Annotated in this window: 15 protein-coding genes; 5 read left to right on the forward strand and 10 right to left on the reverse strand. The window is 60.5% G+C overall.

Annotated features, from left to right (window positions below; all coding sequences use genetic code 11):
• The first annotated feature begins 2 nt into the window (after positions 1–2).
• The 5 genes from ACLEJU_RS14155 (at position 3) to ACLEJU_RS14175 (ending at position 8,125) form a co-directional block, all read left to right on the forward strand.
• The gene (locus ACLEJU_RS14155; RefSeq protein ID WP_435422845.1) at positions 3–803 is read left to right on the forward strand and encodes an ABC transporter permease; all 801 of its coding nucleotides are present in this window, start codon (positions 3–5) and stop codon (positions 801–803) included.
• A 1-nt stretch (position 804) separates the two neighbouring features.
• Positions 805–2,013 carry an ABC transporter ATP-binding protein gene (locus ACLEJU_RS14160; RefSeq protein WP_435422846.1) on the forward strand — a complete coding sequence of 403 codons (1,209 nt, stop codon included), beginning with the start codon at positions 805–807 and terminating at the stop codon, positions 2,011–2,013.
• Positions 2,014–2,205: 192 nt separating this feature from the next.
• Positions 2,206–3,588, forward strand: coding sequence for a class I SAM-dependent methyltransferase (locus tag ACLEJU_RS14165; RefSeq protein WP_435422847.1), 1,383 nt, complete (start codon positions 2,206–2,208; stop codon positions 3,586–3,588).
• Positions 3,589–3,605: 17 nt separating this feature from the next.
• On the forward strand, positions 3,606–6,491 hold the full coding sequence (locus ACLEJU_RS14170) for a glycosyltransferase family 4 protein (protein ID WP_435422848.1): 2,886 nt from the start codon (positions 3,606–3,608) through the stop codon (positions 6,489–6,491).
• Positions 6,488–8,125 (forward strand): glycosyltransferase family 4 protein, encoded by a 1,638-nt coding sequence (locus ACLEJU_RS14175; RefSeq protein WP_435422849.1) that lies wholly within the window; start codon positions 6,488–6,490, stop codon positions 8,123–8,125. Before ACLEJU_RS14170 ends, ACLEJU_RS14175 begins: the two co-directional genes overlap by 4 nt.
• 64 nt (positions 8,126–8,189) lie before the next feature.
• Here ACLEJU_RS14175 and ACLEJU_RS14180 read toward each other — a convergent pair whose 3' ends face one another.
• The 10 genes from ACLEJU_RS14180 to ACLEJU_RS14225 are packed head-to-tail and all read right to left on the reverse strand — an operon-like array spanning position 8,190 to position 19,633.
• The gene (locus ACLEJU_RS14180; protein WP_435422850.1) at positions 8,190–9,119 is read right to left on the reverse strand and encodes an NAD-dependent epimerase/dehydratase family protein; all 930 of its coding nucleotides are present in this window, start codon (positions 9,117–9,119) and stop codon (positions 8,190–8,192) included.
• 26 nt (positions 9,120–9,145) lie between these two features.
• Complete coding sequence (locus tag ACLEJU_RS14185; protein WP_435422851.1) at positions 9,146–11,422, reverse strand: DUF7024 domain-containing protein; 2,277 nt, start codon at positions 11,420–11,422, stop codon at positions 9,146–9,148.
• 39 nt (positions 11,423–11,461) lie between these two features.
• Positions 11,462–12,394 carry a glycosyltransferase family 2 protein gene (locus ACLEJU_RS14190; RefSeq protein WP_435422852.1) on the reverse strand — a complete coding sequence of 311 codons (933 nt, stop codon included), beginning with the start codon at positions 12,392–12,394 and terminating at the stop codon, positions 11,462–11,464.
• Positions 12,387–12,791 carry a GtrA family protein gene (locus ACLEJU_RS14195; protein WP_103449607.1) on the reverse strand — a complete coding sequence of 135 codons (405 nt, stop codon included), beginning with the start codon at positions 12,789–12,791 and terminating at the stop codon, positions 12,387–12,389. The genes ACLEJU_RS14190 and ACLEJU_RS14195 overlap by 8 nt, the downstream gene beginning before the upstream one ends.
• A complete protein-coding gene (locus tag ACLEJU_RS14200; RefSeq protein ID WP_435422853.1) occupies positions 12,778–13,713 on the reverse strand; it encodes an NAD-dependent epimerase/dehydratase family protein in 936 nt (311 codons plus the stop codon). The genes ACLEJU_RS14195 and ACLEJU_RS14200 overlap by 14 nt, the downstream gene beginning before the upstream one ends.
• Positions 13,710–15,419 carry a thiamine pyrophosphate-binding protein gene (locus ACLEJU_RS14205; protein ID WP_435422854.1) on the reverse strand — a complete coding sequence of 570 codons (1,710 nt, stop codon included), beginning with the start codon at positions 15,417–15,419 and terminating at the stop codon, positions 13,710–13,712. The genes ACLEJU_RS14200 and ACLEJU_RS14205 overlap by 4 nt, the downstream gene beginning before the upstream one ends.
• A gap of 3 nt (positions 15,420–15,422) precedes the next feature.
• The gene (rfbH, locus tag ACLEJU_RS14210; protein WP_435422855.1) at positions 15,423–16,736 is read right to left on the reverse strand and encodes a lipopolysaccharide biosynthesis protein RfbH; all 1,314 of its coding nucleotides are present in this window, start codon (positions 16,734–16,736) and stop codon (positions 15,423–15,425) included.
• A 28-nt stretch (positions 16,737–16,764) separates the two neighbouring features.
• Complete coding sequence (gene rfbG / locus ACLEJU_RS14215) at positions 16,765–17,850, reverse strand: CDP-glucose 4,6-dehydratase (protein ID WP_435422856.1); 1,086 nt, start codon at positions 17,848–17,850, stop codon at positions 16,765–16,767.
• Between the two features lie 7 nt (positions 17,851–17,857).
• Positions 17,858–18,631: a glucose-1-phosphate cytidylyltransferase gene (gene rfbF, locus ACLEJU_RS14220; protein WP_435422857.1), complete on the reverse strand. Its 774-nt coding sequence runs from the start codon at positions 18,629–18,631 to the stop codon at positions 17,858–17,860.
• A gap of 12 nt (positions 18,632–18,643) precedes the next feature.
• Complete coding sequence (locus ACLEJU_RS14225) at positions 18,644–19,633, reverse strand: FAD-binding oxidoreductase (RefSeq protein ID WP_435422858.1); 990 nt, start codon at positions 19,631–19,633, stop codon at positions 18,644–18,646.
• Between the last annotated feature and the right edge of the window lie 254 nt (positions 19,634–19,887).

The raw sequence follows: 19,887 nt of genomic DNA on the forward strand, positions 1-19,887 counted from the left end.
CAATGAATACGCCGTTGTCGTTAGTGAAAGACGTACTGCGTTATCGCGGTCTGATCTACGCGATCACCCTTCGGGAGATCAAGAGCCGTTATGCCGGGTCGACCTTTGGCGCCCTCTGGCTGGTGGTGCCGCCTATTTTCATGGTGTTCATCTACACCGTGATCTTTTCGCGCCTCATGCAGGCCCGAATGCCAGGTATCGAACATCAATACGCTTACAGTATCTATCTGTGCGCAGGGTTGATTACCTGGAACCTGCTGCTTGAGCTGGTTCAGCGGGGCAAAGGCGTTTTCCTCGAACATGCCAACCTGATCAAGAAGTCCAGTTTTCCGAAGTTCATCCTATTCATTCCAGTGATCGCGACAGCAGCCCTCAACAGTTTCATCCTGCTGGTACTGGTCGTGCTGTTCATGGTGGTATCGGGCTTCCCGCTGATGGCAACCGCCTTGGTGCTTATTCCGGTGTTGGTTACGACGGTGTTGCTCGGGATCGCCTTGGGTGCTCTGCTGGCGACGTTGAACGTATTCTTTCGGGACATTGGCCAGTTGAGTGATGTTGTCTTTCAGGCATTGTTCTGGGCGACGCCGATCGTCTATCCGCTGAGCATATTGTCCGAGCACGTTCAAGCGCTGCTGTCGTGGAATCCAATCTTCCCGCTGGTGCTTACAGCACAAAAAGCCCTGCTGGGCGAACCCGTCGGTTTATCGCAGCTGGCTTATCCGTTCGGCTTCGCCGTTATCGTCTTCCTTCTGGCTGTGGTGTTGTACAAGCGCAGCTACAACGACCTGCTCGATCAGATCTGATATGACTATTCTCGTAGAACAGGTAGGCAAGGCCTATCCAAAACTCAAAGGTCGCTGGCACGCGCTGGGCACTTGGCTCGGGCTGTGCAAACGCGATCAGAACTGGATCATCCGTAACGTCAGTTTCAAGGTCGGACAGGGGGAGTCGGTTGGTATCATTGGCGTCAACGGTGCTGGCAAAAGCACCTTGCTGAAGATGATCACCGGCACTGCGATGCCGACCGAAGGCACCATCAGCACCACTGGCCGCATTGCTGCATTGCTCGAGCTGGGCATGGGCTTCCATCCTGAATTCACCGGCCGCCAGAACGTGGCGCTGGCCGGACGGATGCAAGGGCTGGAGCGTGACGAGATCATCGCGTTGATGCCTGAGATTGAAGCATTCGCCGAAATCGGCCATTACTTTGATATGCCTGTGCGGACCTATTCTTCCGGCATGTTCGTGCGCTTGGCGTTCAGTGTGGCGACCGCTGTGCGCCCTGAAGTGTTGATCGTTGACGAAGCCTTGGCTGTGGGGGATGCCTACTTCCAGCACAAGTCATTTGCCCGTATCCGCGATTTCCGCGAGCAAGGCACGACGTTGCTCTTCGTGTCCCACGACCCAGGCGCCATCAAGAGCCTGTGTGATCGTGCAATCTTGCTGGGTGATCACAAGATGCTGATGGATGGGCGTCCGGACGAAGTGCTGGACTACTACAACGCCCTGATTGCCAAGAAAGAAGAAGGCACGCTTCAGGCACAGGCCGTCAATGCACCGTATGCGGGTCGTTCGGGCAATGGCAAGGCGCGTATCGAGGAACTCACGCTCAGCAGCAATGGTCGTGCGGCCACCATGCTCGAAGTCGGCGCTCCCTTGACGCTGAGCTTGAAGATCAAGACCAACGAGCCGATCTACGACCTCTCGCTGGGGTTCATGTTCAAGGACCGCACCGGCTACGACATCTTTGGTACCAATACCTGGCTGCGTGGCGAGCTGCGTGACCTGGGTGTCGACGCTGGCACGGAAAAACACCTGACCGTGACCATTCCGGCTTTCAATGTTGGTCCGGGTAGCTACAGCCTGACCTTGGCCCTGCACGGCGGTGCCGACCATATCGAAGACAATTTTGACTGGTGGGACAAGGCTGTGGTGTTCAACGTGATCGGCCATTCCGGTTACAAGCATTTCGCTGGGGTTTGTGCCATGCAGGCAGAGTTCAAGCTCGAATGACATGCAGGCCGGCGCTCTCGGACTTTTAGGGTGGAGCATGCTCGCACGCTGTCGAGCGCTCCCCCCGGTTGCTCGACGGTATCCGGACGATCTGCGTAGAATGGAAGTTTCCTGGTGTTCCCGTAGCGCGCCCAGTCGGGGCTGTACACTCATTCGCATACACTGGTTTTCCCCCAGTTCTGAACACAAATAATGACTATCAATCTCAAAAAACTGCAGAAAACCATCCAGGCTGAAGTCAATCGTCGGGAGTACGAACGCGTTACAGCTGATGCCAGTAACGCGAAAATGCCTCGCAGCGTACCCAATGACATTGTCCACACGTTCGAGCTGCTGGATATTGAGGCCTACCTGCCGCCAAGGCATGACGCAGCCCCACCAACGGAGGCGGTAGCTGTCGATAGCGCAGCGCTCGATGTGCCTCCTGCCCAGACCCCGCCGCCCAGCTTGTACCGGAGGTTGCGCGGTCTGCCGGTAGTGGGCAAATACTTTGGCCACCCACGTGTCATGAATTTCCTGACGCGGGTGCGCCAGCGCCCAGGTGGTGCGACGCTCAAAAACCTGTTCATTGCGCTTGCCCGCGCCGTGATCGTACGCATCCCTGGTGCCCACCGCGCCCTGCATGTTCTCGCCGTTGCGCGGCACATGCCGGAGCGTCTGGCCGCTCTGGAATGGCACATCGCAGATGGCCACGCAAGGCTGCGCAATGTGGGTGTGCAGCTGCAGAACCAGACCAACCAGAGTCTGTATACCCATGGTCTGGCCATCCAGCAAAACGAGCAATATCTGATCGAGCGCATGCGTCGGCTTGAGCGCTTGCTGCGCGAGCAGGCCGTCGCGAACACTCGGGCGCAAGGGGCGGTCGTGGGCAGCCGTGAAGATTCGCTGCTGGCTGAGTCTCAAGAGCCCGGCATGCCTGCTGAGCTTTATCTGGAGTTCGAAGCCAGTTTCCGTGGGTCGCCAGAGATGATTCGTGAGCGCCTGAAGCAGAACCTCAGTTATTTCCGTGGTGTTACAGCCGAGCCGTTATACCCGGTGCTCGATTTGGGATGTGGTCGTGGCGAGTGGCTTCAGTTGCTAAAGGAAGAGCACATCGCGGCTGTCGGTGTCGACTCCAACAGCGCGATGATCGAGCGCTGTGAAAAGGAAGGTCTTGAAGTTCACCTCGGCGATGCCTTGCAGTATCTGGAAAGTCTGCCTGAGCAAAGCCTGGCGGGCCTGACCGCGTTCCATATCATCGAGCACCTGCCGCTGGATATGTTGGTACGCCTGATCGACGAAGCCCGTCGCGTGGTACGCCCAGGTGGCGTAGTGTTGTTCGAGACGCCGAACCCTGAAAACCTGATTACTGGCGCCTGCAACTTCTACACTGACCCGACCCACCGCAATCCGCTTCCACCGGCGTTGGTGGCGTTTCTGCTCAAGGCCCGTGGTTTTGCGCGCGTTGAAATCGACCGTCGCCATCCGGCGGATCCGTCGCTGTTGCTGCAGAGCACGGACGAGGCGATTGCGGGTCCTCTCAATCAATTGCTGTTTGGTCCACAAGATTACGCAGCCATCGGCTACGTGCCCTGATAAGGCTGAATAGAACCATGCATCTAATTATCTGCAATGAGCGCCTGCTGTTCCGCTTTGGTGTCGACCGCGTATTGCTGCTGCTCGCCCAAGGGCTGAAGGCTGCCGGCTGGCATATCACGTTCGTCGCTCAGCGCGCCAACCATGATGTCTTGCGCCGCATTACCGACGATATCCACACACCACCGGAGCACTTGGGGCCGTATACCGAACTCGACCACGTCACCGCTGAGTGGCTGCGTGGTAATCAGCATCTGCTCGTGCCAGCAGGCAGTGACCCTTCGGGTACCGTGGCATTGATCGGTGGATGGCCGTTCTATGCGTCGATCGCCGTATTCCGCCAGTGGGGTGTCCCCACCGTGGCACTCGACTGCGGTGGTGTGCCCTATGAAGACATGCAAGGGCCTGCCCGGTTGGTGCAGGAACGCTTGCGCGCCCAGCGACGGGAGTACTTGCCGGAAGCCCGGGTGGTTACCCCGATCAGCCATTTCGTTTCCCGCAGCCAGAGCCTTCCTGATGCCGGGCTGGATGTGGAAATTGCCATGATCCACCTTGGTGCTGACCACCTGGCGGGCGGTGTAGACCAGAGCCTCTGGCAGCATGGCCACCAGACCGAAAGCGTGACAGCATCGAGCGACCCGGCGGACGGGCCGCTGATCGTCAACCTGGGGCGTTGGGAAACCGGCAACTACAAGAACAGCGAAGGGCTTTACCCCATTGCCCGGCAGATCATCGCCGTGCATCCCAAGGCACGCTTCTGTGTGCTGGCGACAGCCGATGAGCTTCAGCTGCCGGCAGACCTGGTGGGTCACATCCTGCCGCTGGGGCATCCCAGCGACGCCGAACTGGCCGCCTTGATGGCAAGCGCCCAGCTGGGTATCAGCGTTTCGCACTGGGAGGGTTTCAACCTGCCATTGGCCGAAATGCAGCAGCTACGTAAGCCGGTGCTGGTATTGAATATCGGTGCGCACCCCGAGGTGGTTGCCGATGCCCGGCAGCTGTGCAGTGATGAAACGGAGATTGGCGAGAAAGCCCTGCAAGTGCTTGCCGGCAACCTGCTGACAGGGCCCGAGTGGGAAGCACACCTGGATGCGTTTCAGCAGACATTCACCTGGAAGCGGACCATCGAGGCTTATGCCGAGCTTCTCGGCGGTCTTGCACCGGTCAGGGAGCTGCCCGTCCCGAGGCTGGTCATCGACACCAGTGCCTGCCTGCGGGATACGGCCAACACTGGCGTGGCGAGGGTGGTTCGCAGTCTGACGCGCAAGCTGCAGGATTTCGGCGAGCCGCTGTTCGTGACCTGGGATGAAAGCCTGCGCGAGTACGTGCTGCCCACAGAAGGGGAATACCATAACCTGGCACTGTACGGCGGGCCGAAGCCGGACCCTCAACATTACGTGCTGCCTCGCTCGCCCGATCATCGCCGCCAGACGCTATCCAGCCTGGGCGGGCGAGCTTTGCGTGGTGGCTGGTTGCTGCAGAGCGAAATCGTCTTTGAGCGACAGGGCCCAGCAAGGCGAGCCGCAGCTCGCGAGCTGGGGCTGAAAGTGGCGGCGATCTTCTACGATGCGATCCCGGTTACGCATCCGGAGTGGGTGGCGGATACCATCATTCGCGACAACCATGCGGCATACATGAACGGTCTGGCTGAAACCGATCGCGTTCTGCCCATCTCGCCAGATGCTGGCAAGCAGTTGCAGGCCTACTGGGCGCGCGAAGGCATCGTCCCACACGCTCAAGTGAAAACCTGCTGGATCCCGGGGGAGCTCACTGCCTCGCCACGTGCCACCACGCCCGCTGCTGCGCCGCGAGCGGGTGAGCCGCTGCGCATTCTTTGTGTGTCCACGTTGGAACCGCGCAAGAACCACAAGGTACTGCTCGAGGCGGTAGCCCGCCTGGCGCGGAACTATCCACAGCTGGATTGGCAACTGGACCTGATCGGTAACCGCTACGCCGGTGCTGACCATATCGTCGAGGCCGTAAAAGCGGCCAATGCCGCTGATCCACGTATCGTCTGGCATGGCGTCGTCAACGATGCAACACTCAACGAATACTACGCCAAGGCCCATGTCAGCGTGTACGCATCGCTGGTGGAAGGCTATGGGATGCCGATCGTCGAATCCCTGTGGCATGCCCGCCCCTGCATCTGTCACAACGGTGGTGTCATGGCCGAGCTGGCGGCTGAAGGCGGTTGTCGCACTGTCGACATGACCGATCCCGATGCCTTGGCCGCCCAGATTCATCAGCTGGCAAGCCAACCTGAGCAGTACATGCAGTTGGCCAGCGAAGCCGTCGCACGGCCAATTCTGACTTGGCGCAGCTATGCCCGGGCGCTGCTCAAGCAGTTGGCCGGCCATACCCCACGTAACCTTGGCAAACCGTTGCCTCGGCAATGGCAACACCTGTTGATTGACCCACAGGTGCCTTTGGTTGACGACCCGGCTCAGCTCGCCTTGGCCTGCCTGCTCAGCAAACGGCCTGCGGGGTGTGCGCTGCTACTGGGCGAGCATGCCGAGTGGGTGCCGGCATTGGTAGGCCATCAGGCGCTGCGAGCCTGGCAAGTGACGGAGGGTAATCTCTCCGGTGATATCACCAGTGTGGGTACGCTCAGCCGCATCGATGCGCCGGTGACAGCCGCTTTGCCGTTACTGCTTGATGAGTTGCACGACAGTGAAATTGCCGTTGATCTGGTGATTCTCAATGCCGCACAGGGTCGGGACCCGGAAGTGTGTCAGGCGTTGGCGCCGCTGGTAGCAGGGCAGGGTGAAGGCCTGATCCTGATTGATGAGCAGGTTGCGCAGGCAACTGCCCAGGTGTTGGGCCTGCCCGTGCAGGCGGCAATAGAACTGCCGGGCTTCGCTGGCTATCTTTACCCCCACGTGGTGTCAGGGTCGGATCAATGAAGGTACTGGTCATCTCCAACTTCTTCCCGCCACATGTGATTGGCGGGGCAGAAATCATTGCCCACCATCAGGCTCGCGCGCTGGCTGCGCGGGGGCATGAGGTAAGGGTGCTGGCCGGCGACAACAGCCGTGGCCTGCCGGGTTATCCAATCGAACAGGAAGTGTTCGATGGTTTGCCCGTCACCCGTGTTTCCCTCACCTACCTGGACTTTGCGCCGACAGGCAACAACGTTGCGCACCCTGGTGTGGAGCGGATTTTCCTCAGGCTGATTGCCGAATGGCGCCCAGACGTCATCCATGCTCACCATATGGCGGGGCTGTCGCTGGGGATTCTGCAGTTGGCGCGGGCCAATGGCATACGAATCGCGCTGACCTTGCATGATCACTGGGGGTTCTGCATGAACAGCACGCGGATCACCAGCAAGGACATCCTGTGTCACGACAGTACCCAGTGCCACAAGTGCCACTCGCACATCTATAACGATGGGGTGATGCTGCCCCAGCGTATGCGCCAGGACTATCTGCGCTGGCAGCTAGATGCCGTTGATTATTTCATCTCGCCCAGCCATTACCTGGCCAATACCTACATCGCCAATGGCCTTCCCGCCGAGCGGATGCACGTGATTGCCAACGGCATCGAGCTCGAACGCTTCAGAGAGACGTCACCGCCAACCCCTGGCCCACGCCTGAATGTACTGTTCACCGGCTACATGGGGGGGCACAAGGGCGTGCCCACCCTGCTCAAGGCTTTGGCTTTGCTGCCGCCCGACAAGGTTCACGTCGACATGGTCGGCGATGGACACATGATGGAAAGCTACAAGGCTGAACTGCGCAAGAATGCGCCCGGCGTTTCGGCCAAGTTCTGGGGGCGCCTACCCAATGCGCGCATTGCCGAGCGTTTTGCCCAGGCGCATGTTTTTGTTCTGCCCTCCGTATGTCCGGAAAACCAGCCCGTGACCATCACTGAAGCAATGGCTTGCGGCTTGCCGGTAGTTGCATCGCGCATCGGCGGCATTCCTGAGTTGGTGGACGATGGCAAGACGGGCTGGCTGTTCCAACATGGTGACGCCGAAGCGCTGGCTGCGCGTTTGCGCTACTACATCGATCAGCCAGAAGAAATCGTGGCCCACGGTACAGCGGGTCGCGAGCGTATTCAGGCCTTTGCTTTCGAACTGCAGATTGACCGTATAGCCAGCTTGCTTGCCTCTCCGGCAGCCAAGCGCGGCCAACCCATGCAGGTGATCGCCTGCCATGGCGCGCCGCCAGCTGGTACCTTCGATGCCATGCTCGAGGAGTTGTGCCCTGTGCCGGCCAACCGCCCACAACCAGCCAGTCAGCCATGCTGTATCCCGGCCAACTGGATCAAGCCGGATCAAGCGGATGTACTTTGGGTGGCGGGGCCTGTAGACGGCGACCCTGCGGCGGCCAGGAAGCTGATCGAGTCTTACCGAAAACTGGGCAAGCAGGTAGTACTGGATGAGCGCAATCTGTTGCTGGCGCGCAACTGCACAACATCCTTGCTGGTACGTGGAGATCTGCAAGTGGCCTTGGGGCTTAAACATTTGCTCGCCCATGCCCAAGTGGCCCGTGATGCCACGGACTCAGGTGTTACCGTAGAACGAATGGCTGTTTGAGCACACATGACGAGCAGGCTTGCCAGCCTGCTCGTCACTGCTCTAAACGGGCATCAGCTGACCATTAAATCCCGAGCAAACGGGCCAGGCCGACGTCGATCGGTGTGATTTTCGGCATCTTCAAACGCTCCAGCAGGCGCTGGTTATCGGCTCTGGAGTGACGAATGTCACCGGCGCGAGCGGGCTGATAGGACACCTCAGGCAATTCTCCCAGCACATCACGCAGCGCTGCCAGAATCTGGTTCAGCGATGTCGCCTTGTTCAAGCCGACATTGATCGCCCCTTCGGGGCTGCTGCTCAGCTCCAGCCCTTGCACCAGCAAGTTCACCAAATCGCTGACGAAGAAGAAGTCGCGAGTTTGCTCGCCGTCGCCGAACACCGTAATGGGCAGGCCTTTCTGCGCACGCTCGGCAAAAATGCTGATCACCCCGGAATACGGCGAGGAAGGGTCCTGGCGCGGGCCAAAGATGTTGAAGAAGCGGAACAGCACCGGTTCAAGCCCGTGTTGGCGGCGGTAGAAGTCCAGATAGTATTCGCTGGCCAGCTTGTCCGAGGCGTAGGGCGTCAATGGCGCTTTGGGCGTCATTTCGCTGATGGACTCGCCTTCACCGTTGTTGCCGTAAACGGCGGCACTGGAGGCGAATACCACGCGCTTGATACCTGCCAGGCGCATGGCCTCGCAGACATTCAGCGTGCCGATGAAGTTGCTCTGGTGCGTACGGACAGGGTCATCGACGGATGCTTGCACCGAAGCAACGGCGGCCAGGTGCATGATCGCCTGGCAACCTTCGGCTGCCCGTGCAACCAGGGAGGCATCGGCGACATCGCCCCGGATGAACTCCAGCCGCGGGTTGTCCAGCGGCAGGTTGCTCAGCTTGCCGGTGGACAAATCATCGAGCACTCGCACCGAGTAACCCTTGGTCAGCAAGGCATCGCTCAGGTGCGAGCCGATGAAGCCGGCACCCCCGGTAATAAGGACAGGCATTTCAGGCATAAATGGCTCCATAGGGGCGGTCATCCTTACTCTACGATCTGCATCGATACGAAACCGATACCGAGGATACGTTCGTCATCACTGCCGGCCACGTCCCTAGGTGACGCTGGATGGGGAGGGAAGAACGCGATGTGCTTCGCTTCGGTGCCCTTGAGGTCCACGTCCAACCGAGCCTCGGAGACTCCGTGCGTCAACTCGATGCTGTATTCCTGGCTGCCCACAACAACCCGTATAGGGGTTTGCGCATTGGCTGCGAAGGCTTGTGCTTTCAATACCAGGGTGAACTTCTGCGGCAAGGGTTCGACGAAGCCGAAATCCACTTTGGAACCGGCGGACCAACGCCCCCAGGGTTCTTGTGCAGACAGGCCTTCAGCACTGCTGATGAAGTCGGGGAAGAGACGTTGGGTAAAATCGATGCCGCTCTGTAGAGTGCCATGACTACGTGGGCCCAGTGCGTCAGCGAAGTAGCCAGCTTGGCCCATGACCTGTTTCGCCGAGAGACCGGCCAGTTGCGGATGCGCACTGCCGTCGACCTTGAAGAACACCAGTTCCTGGTCGTCGCTCTGCAGCGCGGGTGGATGTTGCAGTAACCGAGTCAGCTCTGCTATCAGCGCATCGGCATTGTCGGCGTAGCCGCGCCGATCAATGTAAATGCCCTCGAAACCGAGCTGGCGAACCACTTCAAGTTGGCGGACCATCGGCTCCTGAGCCAGAGAGCGATAGAACAGATCTCCCGGCCGGCCTTTCATGCCACCGAAGCTCCAGTGCAGAGCGGTGGAGTGCAGTACGCCAGCCATCATCTGGTAATTGGCAAGCCTGTGAAGTGGCGGTACCTCAGGGAAGCCGATATAAGGCAACTGGTACACCGCAGCGCCTGCGGGCAGCGCGTGCTCTACAGCCTCCACAAAATGCTTGTCGCTTTCGAAAGCCACCTTCTGGCTGGCATTGCAAGCCTGGCAGGCAGGTGCGGTTTGATCGTACAGGCCTACGGCAAGCAGTGCGGCCGAAATAGCGACTGAGTAGTTAGCCAGGCGCGGTGCCTTCTTTTCCAGCAGCAGTTGCAATGCAATGAAGAAGAACAGGATCGAGCCGAAGGCGATGAAGATGCTGGCACGGTTCCAGCCCCGGATGGAGGGCGAAACGAGCATGGCGAACAGTGCTCCCAAGCCTCCGATGGTCGCGAACAGGAACAGCACCAAGGTACCCCCTGCCAGCAGACGGAGCCTGTCGTCGGTTTCATTGCGGGCTGGCGCCAGGGCAATCAGCAGCAAGATCAACATGAAGCCGGCGGAGCCAATCACGCCGATGGACGAGGTTGCATTTTCGTTGACCACTGGGGTCCAGCGGTTGTACTGCCGAGTCAGCTCAGCCAGATAGGGAATACGATGCTCCTGCCTTGGCATGATCAGTTGCATCATCTTCAAGCCATAGATTTCGGACTCGACAGGTGAGCGCTGCGCCACTTCGGGGTTTTTTCCATCCCTGAGATTGCCAAGCATGTTGGGGGCGATGTTGACGAACACCCCGAATACGATGGCGGCACACAGCAGAGCGGCCTTCTTCAGGCCATGCAGGTTGCCTGACCTAAGGGCGCTGAATACCCCGGCCAGCGCAATGACGATTGCACCGAACAGCGCGTAGTAGACGCCGAACGAGGCCAGTACCAGCATGCCTGCGGCGGTTGCCAGCAGCTTGCCGAGCCGGGACAGGATACTGGCCGGTTGTTCAGGTTCGCATGTGCGATAAACCACCAGAGCCAAGTAGAAAAACAGTGGGGCAACGAAGTACCAGGTGTAGAAAAGGTGGTGCAAACGCAAGAAGTGGAAGGGCACAAACGTATAAAGTGCGCTGGCAGTTACTGCGAAGCTACGGTTGAGGCCAAATGCTCGAGCCGCTACATAAGTGGCGGCAAAGCACGCGGCAAAGCCCAGCAAGAAGAACAGGTTGACCCCTGCCACCCACCCACCGCCAAGCATGGACGAGAGCTTGATGACCAGGTGCGCGCCGGCGTCGGAACCGGGGAAGTCGAGGAAGTTCGAGCCGAACGGGAAACCACTGCGGGCGTTATCGAATACCCAGCCCTCGGCGACCCGCTGGGCCATCCAGGCGTGGAACAGTCCATCGCCTGCATAACCGTAAGGTGTGGAAAGGTCTGGCACCAGGCCTTCGCGCATGCCGCTCATGAGAATACTGGCGATCAGGAAAGAGGCCAGCGCCCCCACCAATACCAGTTTCCATTCAGCGGCAAGGATGCTGCGCAAAGTCCGCGTCCTTATCGTTGCAGTCTGCCCGGCCGAGCGCATGGAGTTGTGTGCATTCATGGGTATCGAGCTCGACTTGCCTTAGTCAAAATTCACGCGTTCGGCTTCCACCACCAGCGGCATGTTGCGCATCTGCGTATGCACCGACCCCAGGTATTCCCCCAGCATGCCAAGGAACAGGATCTGCACCGAGCTGAAGAAGAACAGCGAGATCAGCAACGGCGCGATACCCATCTGGAACGAGTTCCAGAACACCAGCTTGGCCAGCAGGAAGGCAAACGCGGCAAGCAGGCTCAGGCCCGCGAGCAGGCCACCGCCCATCACCATCAGGCGCAGGGGCACCTTGGAGTGGTTGGTGATGCCAAGCATGGCGATGTCGTACAGGGTGTAGAAGTTGTTCTTGGTGATACCGCGCTGGCGGCGTGGCTGCTTGAACGGCACGGTGGCGATCGGGAAGCCGATTTCGCACAGCAAGCCCCGGAAGTACGGGTATGGGTCGTCGATCTTCTTCAGGATGTCGAGCACCGCGCGGTCGAACAGGCCGGCACCGGTGGCGTTCTGCACCAGCGGTACTTCCGAAATGCGCGTGACGAAACGGTAGTAGGCGCGGCGCACCAGGAACATCATGCGCGACTCTTCGCTTTCCGGCTTCACCGCCATCACGGTCTTGAAGCCTTCTTCCCACTTCTTGACGAACTCTTCGATCATCTCGGGCGGGTCTTGCAGGTCGGAGGCGATCAGCACGGCGCAGTCACCGTTGACCTGCAGCAGGGCATGGTAAGGCGAACGGATATGGCCGAAGTTGCGGGCGTTGAAGATCAACTTGACGCGCTTGTCCTGCGCGGCCAGTGCCCGCAGCTTCGCGTGGCTGCCGTCGGTGGAGCAGTTGTCGATGAACACATGTTCGTAATCGTAATCAAGGCGTGACATGACCTCGACGATGCGCTGGTACAGCTCATCGATGTTGGCTTCTTCGTTGTAGCAGGGAGTCACTATGCTGATCAGCTTACGCATAATTGAAAACGAACCTGTTATTGATGACAAAGGAGAGCAGGGCCATCGGCACGATCAATGCCATGCCGGCCAGGTAGGGGTCGACACCCAGCAGCTTGAGCGCTGCGATGCCGGCCACGTTGGCGCCATAAACCACGCCATACCCAGCCACGAACCTGAAGATCAGTTTGTTGTTCTTCGAGCCGAACACCAGGGCCCCGGTGCTTTTGAAGTTGAAGGCGACGCCCAGAATGGTGGCCAGTAGCAAGGCCGCGCTGTAGTGCAGGCCCAGGTACAGGAAGCCGGCAAAGCAGCCGTAGCCGAATGCCGCGTTCAGCACGCCCACCAGCAGGAAGCGGAACAGCTTCACCTGCAGCAGGCGGCGTATCCAGGGGAGTGACGGGTTAGTGTCTTGCATCGAGCTGCTGCCTGATCTCGCGAACCACGCCACTGAGTGACGAGTCACCGGGCACATAGCCAAACAGGTGCTCGGCCCGGCGGTTGTGGGAATAGTAATGGGCCTTGGGGCCGGTGGCATTGACTCGCGCCTGGTCACCGGCAACGCTGTGTTGCAGGCCGAAGGTCTGGTCCAGTGCCGCCAGCAGCTCGAACTTTCCGACAGGCGCCTGGCTGTAGCAGTCGATGGCGGCATTGCACGGCGGTGCCTGCAGGATGCGGTCGATCAGCTGCAGGAAATCGGCAGGGGTCAGGTAATCCCGCAGCATGTCGTCCGGCGCCACTTCCAATACGCTGCCATTGTGCAGCGCACGCAGGATGTCGCTGAGGAAGAAGCGAGCTTCCGGGGCCTGGCGATGGCTGAAGTAGCTGAATACCCGCACATCGACGATCGCTGCCTCGGGCAGCGCGCGGTGGCGGCATTCGGCCTGGAACTTGGCCGCGCCATACCAGTCCTGCGGGCGCAGGCCGTTGATCGGGAACACCGCATCGGAGGCTTCGGTCACCGGCGCCGCAAAATTGCTGCCGTAGGCCGCGCCGCTGCTGAGGTAGATGTAGCGGCACGCAGGGTGGCTGCGCAGGTAGTCCAGCGCCAGGTTGTCGTACTGCTCGGTGACGGTGAAGATTTCCTTGCCCATCTGCACGGCGCGGGCCGGGTCGCCCACGCCGACGAAGTTGATGATCGCGTCGAACTGGCAGCTGGCATCGAAGCCGGCATAATCGCTGACGGCGTAGCCCTTGCACGCCGCAATGGCCAGCAACTCGGCGTCCAGCGCGGCAGGCGCGCGGACGAACAAGGTGCAGGCGTAGGCAGTGTGTGCGGCGATGCTGGCGACCAGGTCCTTGGCAATGTGGCTGCTGGCCCCGAGGATTGCCAGCCTCACTGGCTGAGGTCCATCAGCGGCGACTGCTCATCGATCGGCCGGCCGAATTCCAGGCGCGGGCGGCATTCGCGGGCATCGGGCATCAGCACTTCGATCAGCATCGGCTTGCCGTTGGCCAGGAACTCGGCCACCGCCGCATTGAAGGCGGCCAGGTCGATCACGCTGTGCGACGGGATGCCGTACGCTTCGCCAAGCGCCTTGAACTGGGAGGTGTAGCCATTCCAGTAGGTCGAAGAGTTGCGCCCCTCGAAGTACATTTCCTGGAAGCCGCGGACCATGCCCAGCGAGTGGTTGTTCATGACGATGGTCAGGATCGGCAGCTGGTCGCGGGCGATGATGTCCAGTTCCTGGATGTTGAGCTGCGCACCGCCATCACCGGTTATGACAATGACCGGCTTGTCGCCGGCGATGCTCGCGCCCACCGCGGCAGGGATGGCGAAGCCCATGGTGCCCAGGCCGCCGGAATGGTGCATGGCCTGATTGGGGCCCAGGCGCAGGGTGTGGGCGGCCCACATCTGGTTGTTGCCGACGTCGGCCACATAGTCCAGGGCGCGGTCAGCGGTCAGGTCGTTGAGGCTGCTGAACAGTGCGAACGGGCTGACGCCCCAGGCCGCATATTCGTCGGCGAAAGACTGTGCGAACACCTTTTTCAGGTGCTGGCGCCAGGCTGCCGGAGCCGGCTGCAGCGTGGCGGCGTGGGCGATGAAGTCGGTGAACACGCCATCGAGTTCGGCGTGGATCGACTGCTGCGCCTTGACCCGGTTGTCCAGCTGAGCAGCATCCAGGTCGAACTGGATGATCTGGGCATTGGCGGCGAAGGTTTCAGTCTTGGCGCCGGTCTGGCGTACGTCCATGCGGCTACCGAACACCACCAGCAGGTCGCAGTTTTGAACGGCATGGTTGGCGGCGCGGGTGCCGTAGGCCCCGAGCATGCCCAGGTAGTGCTCGCTGGCGGTGAGCTTTTCAGCGCCTTTGAGGCTGGCGACGTGGGGAATGCCCAGTTTACCGACCTGGCTGAGCCAAGCGTTGAAGGTGGGGCAGTTGACAGCGCCGCCGCCGATCAGGAACAGCGGCTTCTGCGCCTTGGCCAGCGCGGCCCAGACCTCGCCGTACGAGAGCTGTGGTTCGGCCGCAGGGGCCGCCAGGCTGGCTTTCAGCAATTGGTCCAGCACCGCCTCATCGATTTCGGCGCGCTGGATGTCCATGGGGATGTCCAGCAGGACAGGGCCTGGACGGCCTTCTCGCGCGATACGCAGCGCTTTGAGCAGGCTAGGAATGAGTTCGTCGACGTGAGTGACCTGGTGCGCATACTTGGTGATGCTGCTCACCAGGGCCACGCTGTCGAGTTCCTGGAAGCCCTGCTGGCGGATAGGGCGGTCGCCCTTGAGCTCGTGGGTGTTCACCTGCCCGGTGAGGAACACGCACGGGTGGCTGTCCAGCCAGCAATCGGCAATGCCAGTGATCAGGTTGGTGGCGCCTGGACCGCTGGTGCCCAGTGCCACGCCCATGACCTTGTGATGGGTCGCACGGGCGACCGCAGATGCAGCGAAGGCCGCGCCTTGCTCATGGTGCATGGATACCAACTTGGTCTTGCCGAGCAAGTTAATACTGTCCACCAGATGGGCGATCATTCCACCGATGAGCTCAAAACCATAGAGGACGTTGTGGTCCGCCAGAACTTTTGCCACTGCATCTGAAGCTTTCATGAGTTAGAAACCAATCCCGAAGAATTCTTCCAGCTTTTCACCGACGAAGTCGAAGTGTTCCTGACCCAGCGAAGGCTGAACGCCCAGCCAGAAGGTCTGGTTCATGGTCCGGTCGGTATTGGTCAGCTCGCCGACTACACGGTATTCCACGTTGTGGAAATACGGCTGGCGGATCAGGTTGCCGGCGAACAGCAGGCGGGTACCGATCTTGTGCTGGTCGAGGAACTTCAGCAGGTCGACACGCTTGACCCCGGCGCTTTCCTTCAGAGTGACCGGGAAGCCGAACCAGGACGGCTCGCTGTTCGGGGTCGGCTCGGCGATTTCCAGGAAGTCGCTCAGGCTCGACAGGCGCTCTTTGAGCAGCTTGAAGTTGCGCTTGCGGGTTTCGATGAACTCCGGCGCGCGGTCCAGCTGGGCCAAGCCACAGGCGGCCTGCATGTCGGTGATCTTCAGGTTGTAGCCCAAGTGGGCGTAAACGTACTTGTGGTCGTAGCCTTGTGGCAGGCTGCCGAACTGCTGGCCGAAGCGGTTGCCGCAGGTGTCGTCGCAACCCGGCGCGCAGTAGCAGTCGCGGCCCCAGTCACGGAACGATTCGGCAATCAGCTTGAGCTGGGCGTTGTTGGTGAACACCGCGCCACCTTCACCCATGGTGATGTGGTGCGCTGGGTAGAAGCTCAGGGTGGCGATGTCGCCGAAGGTGCCGACCAGCTTGCCGTCGTAGGTGGCGCCCAGGGCGTCACAGCAGTCTTCGACCAGCCACAGGTTGTACTTCTCGCAGATTGCCTTGACCTTGGCTAGGTTGAACGGGTTGCCCAGGGTGTGGGCAAGCATGATGGCCTTGGTTTTCGGGGTGATGGCGGCCTCGATCAGGTCGGCATCGATGTTGTGGGTGGCCATGTCGACGTCGACGAACACCGGGATGGCGCCGAACTGTACGATCGGGTTGACGGTGGTCGGGAAGCCGGCGGCCACGCCGATCACTTCGTCGCCTTTCTTGATGGCGCGCTCACCCAGCTTGGGCGAGGTCAGGGTGCTGAAGGCCACCAGGTTGGCCGACGAACCCGAGTTCACGGTGATCAGGTATTTGACGCCGAGGAATTCGGCAAGCTTTTTCTCGAACTCGGCGTTGAAACGGCCGGTGGTCAGCCAGCCGTCCAGCGACGCTTCGACCATCAGTTGCAGTTCACGGGCGCCGATCACCTTGCCCGAAGGAGGGATGACGGTTTCGCCCCCAACAAAAGGTTTGGCAGCCAGGGCCATCTGGGCATAGCGCTCGACGAGCTGGCTGATTTCCTGACGGAGCATATCGGGGGTCATAGTAGTTCCTGCTCAAGCTAATTGTGGTTTAGGCGCCAGAAGCCATGGCGGCCATGTAGCTGTTGATTTCGTCTACGCAGCGGGCGTGCATGTCATCGCCCTGCAGCCAGGCGCGGTGCCAGTTGACGATGTAGGTCAAGGTGGTCTCGAGGTTCCAGGTCGGCTCCCATTTCAGGTGGGCGCGGGCCTTGGAGATATCCAGTTTCAGGTAGCGGGCTTCGTGCGGCTGCAGGTCGTTGTCCAGCTGCCAGCGGGCGCCATCGCCCCACGCCTGGACCATGTGGTCGAGGATCCATTCGACGGGGCGTGCATCTTCGTCGCGCGGGCCGAAGTTCCAGCCCTGCGCGACAGCGTGGCCATGCTCCCATAGCTGCTGGGCCAGAACAAGGTAACCGCTCAGCGGCTCCAGCACATGCTGCCAGGGGCGGGTGGCCTTGGGATTGCGCACTACCACCGGCTCACCCTGCGCCACGGCGCGCAGGATGTCGGGGATCAGCCGGTCGTCTGCCCAGTCACCGCCACCGATGACGTTGCCGGCGCGGGCCGAGGCCAGCGCCGCTGCGTGTTCGCCGTTGAAGAATGAATTGCGGTAGGCGCTGGTGATCAGCTCGACGCAGCCCTTGCTGTTGCTGTAGGGGTCGTGGCCGCCCATGGGCTCGTTTTCACGGTAGCCCCATTCCCATTCCTGGTTTTCGTAGCACTTGTCGGTGGTGACATTGACGATGGCGCGCAGGCTCGGGCACTGGCGTGCGGCTTCCAGCACGTGCACGGTACCCATCACGTTGGTGGCATAGGTTTCCACCGGCTCACGGTACGACAGCCGGACCAGTGGCTGGGCCGCCATGTGAATCAGGATGTCCGGGTCGAACGCCGTCATGCTCTCGGTGATGGCTGCCAGGTCGCGGATGTCGCCGATCTGCGAGGCGTGCATGCCGCGCTCGACCTGCGCCTGTTCGAACAGCGACGGGGTGGTCGGCGGTGCCAGGGCAAAGCCCTTCACCTGCGCGCCCATGCCCTGCAGCCACAGGGCCAGCCAGCTGCCCTTGAAGCCGGTGTGGCCGGTGAGGAAGACCTTCTTGCCTTGCCAGAAGGCGGCCGAGACGGAAGCTTTCATTTTCTAGTTATTCCCAGGATTTCCACGGCGCGGTGCCATTCTGCCACAGCTTTTCCAGCAGGTTCTTGTCGTGCAGGGTGTCCATCGGCTGCCAGAAACCGGCGTGCTCGTAGGCCATCAGCTGACCGTCGTCGGCCAGGCCCATCAGCGGCTCCTGCTCCCAGACGGTGTTGTCGGCGCTCAGGCGGTCGAGTACTTTCGGCGAAAGGACGAAGAAGCCGCCATTGATCATGGCGCCGTCGCCTTTTGGCTTTTCCTTGAAGTTCAGGACCTGGCCTTCGCTGATGTCCAGCGCACCGAAACGGCCCGGCGGGTAGGTGGCGGTCAGGGTCGCGTCCTTGCCGTGGCGCTTGTGGAAAGCGATGGTGGCGCTGATGTCCATATCGCCCACGCCGTCACCGTAGGTGAAGCAGAAGGCTTCTTCGTGGCGCACGTAGTCGGCCACGCGGCGCAGGCGGCCACCGGTCATCGAGGTTTCGCCGGTATCCACCAGGGTCACGTTCCAGTCTTCGGCACGCTTGTCGTGCACTTCCATGCTGTTGTCACGCATGTTGAAGGTGACATCCGAGGTGTGCAGGAAGTAGTTGGCGAAGTACTCCTTGATCATGTAGCCCTTGTAGCCGCAGCAGATGATGAAGTCATTGATGCCGTGCGAGGAGTACATCTTCATGATGTGCCAGAGGATCGGCTTGCCGCCGATCTCGACCATCGGCTTGGGACGAGTACCGGTCTCTTCGCTCAAGCGCGTCCCCAGTCCACCTGCCAGAATGACTGCTTTCATGACTGCTCCTTGTTAGTTTGAGCTTACAAATGCATCGGAGTAAAAGTGTTTGGCCGGCAACCCGGCGGCGGTCAGTGCATCACGGGCGGAGTGGATCATGTCTTCCGAACCGCAGGCATAGATGACCGCGTCAGCAAGTTCGATGCCGTCATCGAGCAGTGCCTTTTGCACGTAGCCGGTACGCCCCGGCCAGTCGGCGTGGGAGCGCGACAGTACCGGAATGAATTCGGCGTTGAGCCCTTCGAGTTGAGGGGTCCAGTAGATGTCGCCGGGGGTGCGACCACCCCAGTAGACGTAAATTTTCTTGCCGGCGGCCAGCTCGGGGTTGCCCAGCAACTGTTCGAGCATGGCCTTGACCGGCGCGATGCCGGTGCCGGTGGCGAGGAAGACGATGGTGCCTGCCTCTTTGTCGCGCAGGCAGAAGGTACCCAGCGGGCCCTCCAGGCGCAGCAGGTCGTTGTGCTTGGCACTGCCAAACCAGTATTGCGACATCATGCCTTGCTCGACTTCGCGGATCTGCAGCTCCAGCTTGCCGTCTTCGCGCTGGGCGTTGGCAATGGAGTAGCTGCGGCGCAGGCCGCCTTCGCCGATCACGTCCAGGTACTGGCCGGGCAGGTAGTTGAGCTTGCCGGTGGGCGGTACGCGCAGCACCACTTCGACCACGTTGTCGGCCAGGCGGGTGAGGCTGTCGATGCGGCAGGGCACGGTCTTGACCACGATGTCGCCGAGGGCGCCGAGGTCTTCGGCGTCGATTTCCACGTCGCTGGCTGCGTGGCGGCAGCAGGTCAGGATCATTCCGGCAGCCCGCTCTTCGGCGGTCAGCGAGGTTTCTTCACGGAAGGCTTCAGTTTCACCGCAGACGACGGTGGTCTTGCACACGCCGCAACGGCCGGTGCGGCAGCTGTATTCCAGGGTGAGGCCGGCGGCCTTGGCACTGTCGAGCAGTGAGGTGCCGGATTCGGAACTGAATGTCTTGCCGTTTTGAAGTTTTACTGAAGCCATTGAGGTTACCGGGTTTGAAAAATCAAAGGGCTGCAGAAGTTGTTGTCGGCTTTGGCCAGTTAGCAGTTCTCAGGGATAAACCCATTACTTGAACCTGCCGTGGAAAGTCCTGTTAACAAGTTGCTTTAGGGTTACCCCAGGTAGGGCGGGCACTCCGGCAGCGTTTCTGAAGTTGTGACGAGGCAGCGAGTCTACCATCGCGACAAGGTGTTCAGTGTCGTAAATGCCAGACGGCAGAATTTATAGGAGTTTTC

Origin of the sequence: Pseudomonas sp. SMN11, from assembly GCF_052041945.1 — a bacterium.
Taxonomy (GTDB): domain Bacteria; phylum Pseudomonadota; class Gammaproteobacteria; order Pseudomonadales; family Pseudomonadaceae; genus Aquipseudomonas.

Excerpts from the sequence above, each read along its gene's own strand:
- ACLEJU_RS14155 (WP_435422845.1), top strand. The coding sequence starts at position 3 with ATGAATACGCCGTTGTCGTTAGTGAAAGACGTACTGCGTTATCGCGGT.
- ACLEJU_RS14160 (WP_435422846.1), top strand. The coding sequence starts at position 805 with ATGACTATTCTCGTAGAACAGGTAGGCAAGGCCTATCCAAAACTCAAA.
- ACLEJU_RS14165 (WP_435422847.1), top strand. The coding sequence starts at position 2,206 with ATGACTATCAATCTCAAAAAACTGCAGAAAACCATCCAGGCTGAAGTC.
- ACLEJU_RS14170 (WP_435422848.1), top strand. The coding sequence starts at position 3,606 with ATGCATCTAATTATCTGCAATGAGCGCCTGCTGTTCCGCTTTGGTGTC.
- ACLEJU_RS14175 (WP_435422849.1), top strand. The coding sequence starts at position 6,488 with ATGAAGGTACTGGTCATCTCCAACTTCTTCCCGCCACATGTGATTGGC.
- ACLEJU_RS14180 (WP_435422850.1), bottom strand. The coding sequence starts at position 9,119 with ATGCCTGAAATGCCTGTCCTTATTACCGGGGGTGCCGGCTTCATCGGC.
- ACLEJU_RS14185 (WP_435422851.1), bottom strand. The coding sequence starts at position 11,422 with ATGCGCTCGGCCGGGCAGACTGCAACGATAAGGACGCGGACTTTGCGC.
- ACLEJU_RS14190 (WP_435422852.1), bottom strand. The coding sequence starts at position 12,394 with ATGCGTAAGCTGATCAGCATAGTGACTCCCTGCTACAACGAAGAAGCC.
- ACLEJU_RS14195 (WP_103449607.1), bottom strand. The coding sequence starts at position 12,791 with ATGCAAGACACTAACCCGTCACTCCCCTGGATACGCCGCCTGCTGCAG.
- ACLEJU_RS14205 (WP_435422854.1), bottom strand. The coding sequence starts at position 15,419 with ATGAAAGCTTCAGATGCAGTGGCAAAAGTTCTGGCGGACCACAACGTC.
- rfbH (WP_435422855.1), bottom strand. The coding sequence starts at position 16,736 with ATGACCCCCGATATGCTCCGTCAGGAAATCAGCCAGCTCGTCGAGCGC.
- rfbG (WP_435422856.1), bottom strand. The coding sequence starts at position 17,850 with ATGAAAGCTTCCGTCTCGGCCGCCTTCTGGCAAGGCAAGAAGGTCTTC.
- rfbF (WP_435422857.1), bottom strand. The coding sequence starts at position 18,631 with ATGAAAGCAGTCATTCTGGCAGGTGGACTGGGGACGCGCTTGAGCGAA.
- ACLEJU_RS14225 (WP_435422858.1), bottom strand. The coding sequence starts at position 19,633 with ATGGCTTCAGTAAAACTTCAAAACGGCAAGACATTCAGTTCCGAATCC.